Raw genomic sequence first — 1919 nt, 5'->3', positions numbered from 1 at the left:
CGCTGGACGGCAACTCGCTGCGCAGCTTCTCGCGCGTCAGTGTCGGCTCGCTGTACAACGCCGAGGCGCTGGAGAAGTCGGTCGAGGAGATGCAGATCGAGCTGTCGCGTCGCGGCTATGCGTTCGCGACCGTACGTCCGCGCGGCGACCGTAACTTCGATGCCCACACCGTCTCGATCGCGTTCCAGATCGAGGAGGGGCCGCGGCTCTACATCGAGCGGATCAACGTCGTCGGTAACACCCGGACGCGTGATTATGTCATCCGCCGTGAATTCGATATTTCCGAAGGCGACGCCTACAACCGCGCCCTGGTCGACCGCGCCGAGCGGCGACTGAAGAATCTCGACTTCTTCAAGTCGGTGAAGATCACCACCGAACCGGGCTCGTCGAGCGACCGCGTCATCCTGGTGGTCAACCTCGAAGAGAAGTCGACCGGCGACTTCTCGGTGTCGGGTGGCTACTCGACCAGTGACGGTGCGCTCGGTGAAGTCTCGATCTCGGAGCGCAACTTCCTGGGTCGTGGCCTGTTCGCCAAGGCGTCGGTGCAGTACGGCCAATACGCCCGCGGCTATTCGCTGTCGTTCGTCGAGCCCTATCTGCTCGACTACCGCGTCGCGCTCGGCCTCGACTTCTACCAGCGCCAGCAGCTCGCCAACAGCTACATCTCGTATTCGACCAAGACGCTGGGCTTCAGCCCGCGGCTCGGCTTCGCTCTGCGGGAAGACCTGACGCTGCAGCTGCGTTACTCGCTGTACAAGCAGGAAATCACCCTGCCGTCGGTGCTGAACAATTGTAACAACAACCTCGGCACCGCCGGTTACTTCCCGACGCCGCAATTCATCAACGCCGGCAACCCGAACAACACGGGTTACGGGGTGCTGGGCTGCTATGGCGACGGTGAAGCCTCGCTGCCGGTCCGTATCGGCCTGTCGAACGGCGCCTATTGGACTTCGGCGCTGGGCTACACGCTCACCTACAACACCCTGGACAACACCCGGAACCCGACCGACGGTCTGCTGGTCGATTTCCGCCAGGACTTCGCCGGCGTCGGCGGTGACGTGAAGTTCCTCAAGACCGCGTTCGACGCCAAGTACTACACCCCGCTCGTGTCCGACATCGTCGGCCTGGTCCACCTGCAGGCTGGTAACCTGAGCAGCTACGGCGGCTATCAGCTGCGCATGCTGGACAACTTCCAGATGGGTCCGAACTTGGTCCGCGGCTTTGCCCCCAACGGCATCGGCGCACGCGACATCGGCACCTACGCGATTTACGGCTACGGCGGCGACGCGCTCGGCGGCACCAATTACTGGGGCGCTTCGGCCGAATTGCAGATGCCGTTCTGGTTCCTGCCGAAGGAAGTGGGTCTGAAGGGCGCCGTCTACGCCGACGCCGGCTCGCTGTTCGACTACAAGGGCCCGACCGGTTGGACCCTCACCAACGAAGTCAACACGCCGGGTTGCATCAAGGCCACCCAGACGTCGCTTGGCACCTGCACTGGCCTCAACTACGACGACACCAATGTGGTTCGTAGCTCGGTGGGTGTCGGCCTGATCTGGGCCTCGCCGTTTGGACCGCTGCGGTTCGACTACGCGATCCCGCTCACCAAGGGTAAGTACGACCGCGTGCAGGAATTCCGGTTCGGCGGCGGCACTTCGTTCTAAGGCGCTTCTCCTCTCCTGATTTTGCCAGCTCGTTTTGCTTGGCAGGGCGAGAGAAACGCGACACAACAGGTCTCCCAAATCCGGTTCTGATCCCGTCAGAACCGGATTTCCCACGAGATCTGTTCGGACCGCGATCGAAACAATGGCATCCGCTTCGTTCTTCAATCGGCCACCGGCGGCTAGCCTGGCGGAGATCGCCAGCCTGACCAAGGCAGTTCTGGCCGACGAGTCGCGTGCCGAGCATCGCATCTCGGGCTG

Annotated in this window: 1 protein-coding gene; it reads left to right on the top strand. The window is 62.7% G+C overall.

What is annotated here, in order from left to right:
• Positions 1–1661: outer membrane protein assembly factor BamA (bamA, locus tag I5M_RS20995; protein ID WP_031337253.1), on the top strand; the 1661-nt coding region annotated here is incomplete at its 5' end.
• Positions 1662–1919: the final 258 nt, after the last annotated feature.

Origin of the sequence: Rhodopseudomonas sp. B29 (genome assembly GCF_000333455.1) — a bacterium.
In the GTDB taxonomy this organism is placed as follows: domain Bacteria; phylum Pseudomonadota; class Alphaproteobacteria; order Rhizobiales; family Xanthobacteraceae; genus Rhodopseudomonas.
The sequence above is the reverse complement of the archived record's forward strand: the minus strand, read 5'-3'. Positions and strand labels throughout refer to the sequence as shown.